We start from the raw sequence: 6,327 nt of genomic DNA on the forward strand, positions 1-6,327 counted from the left end.
ATCTGTTACGGCGTGCAATAATTGCCGCGGATGATACAGAATAGGGGGAGTGGATAGCCGACATTTGTCGGCTTTTTCCATTCATTACTTTTTAAAAACAGTCCCGCCAGATGTTTCTATAAAGATCGCAAATTTACTCCTAGGAAAATAGCGGACTCGTAATGTTTGGTCGCCATCATTTTGAGATAAATCTTTTTCCTTAATGTCCATTGGCTTAGCTATGATCGTAACCCCATCGATTTCAAAGCGATCGACCCATTTAGTCTTTGTCTTGTTCGTATAGGTCTTTATGTTTTGCGGGAAGCCTGTGGTTTCAACATAATCACCTTGTGCATAATCAAGGATAATTTTTGCAGCTGGAGGAACTGTGAAAAAAGCCGGAAGCATAAGACCGCAAATAAACAGGAGAGCAGCCGCACGAAACATAAGTGGTGTTCTTTTCAAACTGTCCTCAGCCGCGAGAAAAAAAGTCAGCGTAAGCAGCCCAATGCCAAATCCTATTATACTAACAGACAAATAAGCTGCCGGCCCGCCCCAGATTGGGTCGATCGTTATATTCAAAATGATTAGAGCTAAAAAGGAAAACACGCCGATAAAAAAGATGGCAAAACTTAATAATAATAAAATCCGTATGTATTTTGGCCATTTGAGGGCTTTATCTATTGATTCATACTCTGGTATGTTCTTTTTACCACCCATAAGATAATCATTCCTTTTAAAATTCAAAAAAATATCACCGTTGCTAAATATTATGAAGGGGCAATGGCTGTTATTACAATCCGGACAGGGGGACAGGCACCTTGTCCTTTTGCCGGGCGGGTTCCCTTCTTTCAAATTTTTCTTTTGGGTTCGAGTAATAGCGATGCATAGGCTTTTCCAGATACTCCCGGAAGCATCCGAAAAGTCTGTTTCCACATGGATATTAAAGCAGGATTCAGTTTTTTCTTCAAATAAAAAACACCCCAAGTGTTAGTTTTTTACTCTAACTTTTGGGGTGCGGTACAACCACGGGCTTCAGCCGGACAGAGTGCCTGTCCCCGTGTCCTTAAATTTTGCCAATGTACTTTGGATCCCGTGTAATTCCGGGTTGACTTGGGACCCAATTGGCAGGGACTCCTTCGCCGGTCCTTCTGCTGTATTGTATTCCTTGGATAATCCTTAGAATTTCGTAAACATTTCTGCCAACCTCTTGAGGATTGATGAGTTTTGAAACAATGGTTCCTTCTGGATCGACTATGACGGTTGCTCTGAATGTAGCCCCTGTTTTTTCATTTAGCACTCTGTATGCTTTACTAATTTGGTGCGTTCGGTCACTCACTAGAGGAAACGTCACCTTAGCAGCAGAAGATGAGGTCTCGGTAAAAACTTTATGGGCATATACACTGTCTGTACTTATGGCAAGCACCTCTGTATTTAAGGACCTTAGCTGATGATGTATAGCAGCGACCGCTGCCAGCTCTGTCGGTCAAACAAATGTAAAATCACTTGCATAAAAAAATAAGATTACCCATTTTCCACGATAGCTTTCTAAACCAATTTGCTTTATTTTCTTTTCTATATTGTCGTAAGCCTCTGCCACAAACAGGGGTGCTTTATCAGTTGTTTGTGCACAAAAAGGCTGCAAACCATCCTCATACATATGGCGATATCCTCCTGTTAAAAAGTTTAACTCATTTATCCTTATGTATGTGAAGAATGGTTTGTGTTTAAATTTTGCAGCCTATCTTTGACTAGCTAATTCATCATGCCTTGCCGAAAAGCATAACGTGCTTTTGAGCGGGATACCTCATAGTGTTCTTTTTAATGGAACAAAAGCATAACGATTAGAATTACTAACAGAAGTTGTGTAAAAAATGCATGAGATGTCGCTAATATATGAGATTATTAAAAATAGTTTCAGAAGATAGATAATAGACTATAATGAGAAACATTTTTCGAAAAAGAAGTTAATCCATTCTCTACATAAAGGAGGGGACCCATTGAAATTCAAAGATCAAGTGGCGCTGATTACCGGCGGGACTTCTGGTATTGGTCTAGCGGTTGCCGAGCGGCTGCTTCATGAAGGGGCAAAGGTTGTAATTGCTGGCCGGAATCGGGAGCGGGGAAACGCTGCATTGGAGAAACTGAACCAAATAAGTCCACATGTAAAATTTCTATCAGTCGATGTCAGCAAAAGAATTGAAGTAGAGCAGATGGTAAAAGAAACAGTCAGCTCGTTTGGAAAGTTAGACTTTGCTTTTAATAATGCCGGAAATGCAGAAGGTACGCCTGCACTCACACATGAATTCAGTGAAGAAGACTTCGATCATATGATGGGGAGCACAATCAAAGGGGTTTGGCTGTGTATGAAGTATGAGCTTCAGGCGATGTTAGCACATGGCGGCGGTGCAATAGTTAATACCTCATCCTTGGATGCTTTAATTTGTTCAGCTTACACGACAGCCTATGCCGCTGGGAAAAGTGGAATACTGGCATTAACCCGCGGTGTGTCACAAGAATATGGGAATAAAGGAATCCGAGTCAATGCCATCACACCTGGTGCAATCAGAACTCCGATGATGGAACGGAAATTTGAAAACTTAACGGCAGAGCAGTCAAACCTGCTTGAAGAAAAGTACAACAGTTTGAATGCACTAGGAAGAATGGGAACTTCCTCTGAAGCGGCAGATGTTGTAACCTGGTTATTCTCCAATGAATCCACCTTTGTAACGGGGCAAAATATCATTATTGATGGCGGAGTTTCTGTCGTTACAAAATAAGGCTTGGAGTTCTCGTGGTTTTATAAAAAACGAATGAAGAAAGAAAGCGTATTCGTGTTCGCGTTATGTAGCGTCAGGACAACTATTTTCCAACCTAGTTCAGCTGATTAAAAAGCTGGTCCCCGACTAATAAAATTGATATGGAACAATTATTTTTGTCTTTTAATGGATTATGTTTTAGCTGTAAGGATAATTGCAAGGGAAGGGGGTGTGAAGCAATTAGGAATTAAAAATGTATTCCTCGCGAATTATTTGGGACTTTCCAGAAGTTGGGGGGTCTTTTTTTTTTCGGACAGGGGGACAGGCACCTTGTCCTTTTGCCGGCCAGGTTGCCTTCTTTCATTTTTCTTTTGGGTTCAAGTGGTAGCGCTGCTTGCGCTTTTCAAGATACCCTCGGATCGACCTCTGATTTTGATTTTACACTATTCTTCTTACCGTATCAGCAATCTCATTCTTAGTTATCCTTCTTGATACTCTTGAACCGCCTTCATCTTCAAAGCATCACCATATTTATTCCTCATATAAAAAACACCCCAAAAGCTATTTTTTTAATCTAACTTTAGGGGTGCAGTACCACCTTGGACTTGAGCGGGACAGAGTGCCTGTCCCCTTGTCCTTACTAATTCCCCACAGGATGCTTAGGCAAGTAAATCATCGCCTTGAATAAATCACCGTCAATTTGGATTTGAAATCTTCCTTTTTGTATTTCGATAAGGCTCTTGGCAATGGATAATCCTAGACCGCTGCCTTGGCTGGATCTGGATTCATCGCCTCTTTTGAACCGCTCCATGAGTTCGTCTGATGAGATATTTAATTCATAGGCTGAGATGTTTTTAAAGGTAAGCAGGCAGTCACTTCCTGTATCTTCGATTGAAATATAGACCCTTGAACCATTGAGGGCATATTTAAAGATATTCGATAATAGATTTTCGATGGACCGCCATAATAATTTGCCATCTGCGGTTAGATAAATCTTCTCTTTTGGATAGTTCACCTTAAAATCCAAATCTAGTTCTTCGATTTTGTCACTCACTTCTCCCAGCCCTTGATTCATCAAGGAGACGATTTCTATTTTCTCAAGCTGAACCGGAATGGTGCCGCTGGATGCCTTTGCTGCTTCAAATAAATCATCGGTCAACGTTTTTAGCCTTTTAGATTTCTGATCCAGGACTTCGATGTAGCTTTCCGCCTTAGCGGGATCCTTTTCCTTTTTCAATAGGTCGACATAGGTGATAATCGAAGTTAAAGGTGTTCTAATATCATGAGATACATTTGTGATAAGCTCTGTTTTTAACCGTTCACTTTTTAATTCGCTGTCGACTGCCTTATTTAATCCATCTGTAATCCTGTTGATATTGGCAGCCAGCCTTTCAAATTCACCTTTTCCATTAACTTCAATTCGATGGTGCAGATTCCCACCCTTTATGGTTTCAACCCCATCCTGTATCGCTTGGAAGGACTTGACTTTTTTGAGGGCAAACCAGGCTGCAATCCCTATCGTAACTGGGAACATAAAAAAGGTGAGAGCGATTAATATTGGATATCCAATGACAAGTAATACGGTTTTCATGCCTACACTTCCGCTGCGGTACACTTCCCCAATAAATTGCACTAATTTATAGATTAATGTATAAATTAAGGTATGCTTGAATATGGTTCTGTTTTTAATATGCTTGACTAGCGTCAATATAAGTAATAAGGCTAGGATAATGATAGGAAGAGAGAGCGGTGCGATTATTTTTATAATATCCTCAAATAAACTATCAATTAAAGCAGCATAAAGGACGATGAGGGTACCTGTTATGACGATATTGAGGTCATTATAAATTCTATCTCCTGCATAAAAGTGCAGCCCAGGATCCTTAAATGACTTTCTTCCAACCGCGATTATCAGATAGATCAAGGAAAGAATAAATCCTATGAAAAATCCAGCGATTTGATATAAGTTTTTTGTTGCGACCGCTTTGCTTTCTTGCCACTCTTTTGTTTTTTGATCTAAGAATGTTTCAGAAAAGGCTACATAAATAACCGTGTTTTCCGGGTCTAGTTCATTTAATGCATCTGTCGTTTGATGGAAGGAGTCATTTTCTGTTGTTTCCTTTGGATAAATCTCTTGCTTGTATCCCTCGAAAATCATATAAGCAGGGTAGGATTCAAACTGATTTCTTTTCTCCATATGGGTGTTGGTAAACACGTTGGTCCCATCTGTCGCATAAAATAATGGCCCTTCATAGGATTCAAGATTTTGCACAAGCAAATGAAACTCTCGCAAATCGTCTTTAATTAGCTTGTCCCTGGCCTGTGATATTTTATCGGCATATTCTTTTTGAAATCCTGCCAAATTCTCTGATACACTTAAGTTAGGATTATATGCTCGCGAATAAGCTTGATATTCGTCAAATAAAATGTCTTCCGTACTTCTCCATTCCTCCTCGGTAATGGTTTCGCCATTTAGTATATATTCCTCATTTTTATACTCGCCCAATAATCGGGAAAGGTCCCATATCACTCTATCACTTTCGTAGATATAGGCCCGGCTCTCTAAATATTGATCTTCCGCCACGCTGGTAAAATAGCCGTTATTAAGAACCTCTACCTCCGAGAGGGAACGAATGATCCCCGCAATACAGAAGACCGCCACCGCAAAAACAATGATTTTTGTTATGATAGAATGGCTATATTTTTTCAACTTTATATCCAACTCCCCACACCACCTTTAAATATTTGGGCTCTTTCGGATTGATTTCGATTTTCTCTCTAATTTTTCGAATATGAACGGTTACTGTGTTTTCAGGACTGAAGGATGTTTCATTCCACACCTTTTCATAGATTTCCTCAATGGAGAAGACTCTGCCAGGATTGGCTGTCAACAGCTTAAGGATCTTATATTGTACGGGTGTCAAATGGACCTCTTCACCATCAACGGTCACGTTTTTGCTTTCATCATCGATCTTCAGTCCTCCTGTCTGAAAGACGTTGGTCTTTGCTTCAAGAGCACCTAATGTGGTGTATCTCCTCAGCTGTGATTTTACCCTGGCAATCAGCTCCAATGGATTAAATGGCTTGGTTATGTAATCATCTGCGCCTAAATTTAATCCCAAAATTTTATCCGAATCCTCCGATTTGGCTGATAGCATAATTAATGGGATATTATGGACCTCCCTAATTTTCATTGTTGCGCTGATTCCGTCCATCTTTGGCATCATGATGTCCATGATAATCAGATGAATCTCTTGAATTTTGATAACTTCCAAAGCCTCTGCTCCATGATAAGTTTTGTAGATGGTATAGCCTTCGTTTTCTAAATAGATGCCGATTGCATCAACAATAGCCTGATCATCATCACATACCAAAATGTTCACACGTGTTCACTCCTAAATAGGTCATTTCATATCCCAGTCATCCCTTTATTATGCCTTCTAAGAGAATCATATCAAGCAAATCTTAATAAAAACCTCATATAAATCTTAAGATTTTCTTAATATGGACAAGGGGACAGTGAACTATACCCCATAAAATGGACAGTTAAATAAAGGGACTTATGATGCCAACAGATGACTTCGGTATT

5 protein-coding genes are annotated in these 6,327 nt (G+C 39.9%); 1 reads left to right on the forward strand and 4 read right to left on the reverse strand.

Translation table 11 applies throughout. The features are described from left to right. Positions 1 to 84 precede the first annotated feature (84 nt). Together AC1Q59_RS23625 and AC1Q59_RS23630 are read right to left on the reverse strand one after the other, a co-directional pair. Complete coding sequence (locus AC1Q59_RS23625) at positions 85 to 699, reverse strand: hypothetical protein (protein ID WP_492368329.1); 615 nt, start codon at positions 697 to 699, stop codon at positions 85 to 87. 346 nt (positions 700 to 1,045) lie between these two features. Further along, on the reverse strand, positions 1,046 to 1,639 hold the full coding sequence (locus tag AC1Q59_RS23630) for a peroxiredoxin (RefSeq protein WP_492368330.1): 594 nt from the start codon (positions 1,637 to 1,639) through the stop codon (positions 1,046 to 1,048). A 340-nt stretch (positions 1,640 to 1,979) separates the two neighbouring features. Here AC1Q59_RS23630 and AC1Q59_RS23635 point away from each other — a divergent pair, with 340 nt between their 5' ends. Continuing rightward, positions 1,980 to 2,759, forward strand: a complete 780-nt coding sequence (locus AC1Q59_RS23635; protein WP_492368331.1) for an SDR family NAD(P)-dependent oxidoreductase — start codon at positions 1,980 to 1,982, stop codon at positions 2,757 to 2,759. Between the two features lie 619 nt (positions 2,760 to 3,378). Here the strand turns inward: AC1Q59_RS23635 and AC1Q59_RS23640 are convergent. Next, on the reverse strand, positions 3,379 to 5,460 hold the full coding sequence (locus AC1Q59_RS23640) for a HAMP domain-containing sensor histidine kinase (protein WP_492368332.1): 2,082 nt from the start codon (positions 5,458 to 5,460) through the stop codon (positions 3,379 to 3,381). Continuing rightward, the gene (locus AC1Q59_RS23645; protein WP_492368333.1) at positions 5,435 to 6,121 is read right to left on the reverse strand and encodes a response regulator transcription factor; all 687 of its coding nucleotides are present in this window, start codon (positions 6,119 to 6,121) and stop codon (positions 5,435 to 5,437) included. The genes AC1Q59_RS23640 and AC1Q59_RS23645 overlap by 26 nt, the downstream gene beginning before the upstream one ends. Positions 6,122 to 6,327 lie beyond the last annotated feature (206 nt).

It is taken from the genome of Cytobacillus sp. MT66 (assembly GCF_058792595.1).

Excerpts from the sequence above, each read along its gene's own strand:
- AC1Q59_RS23625 (WP_492368329.1), bottom strand. The coding sequence starts at position 699 with ATGGGTGGTAAAAAGAACATACCAGAGTATGAATCAATAGATAAAGCC.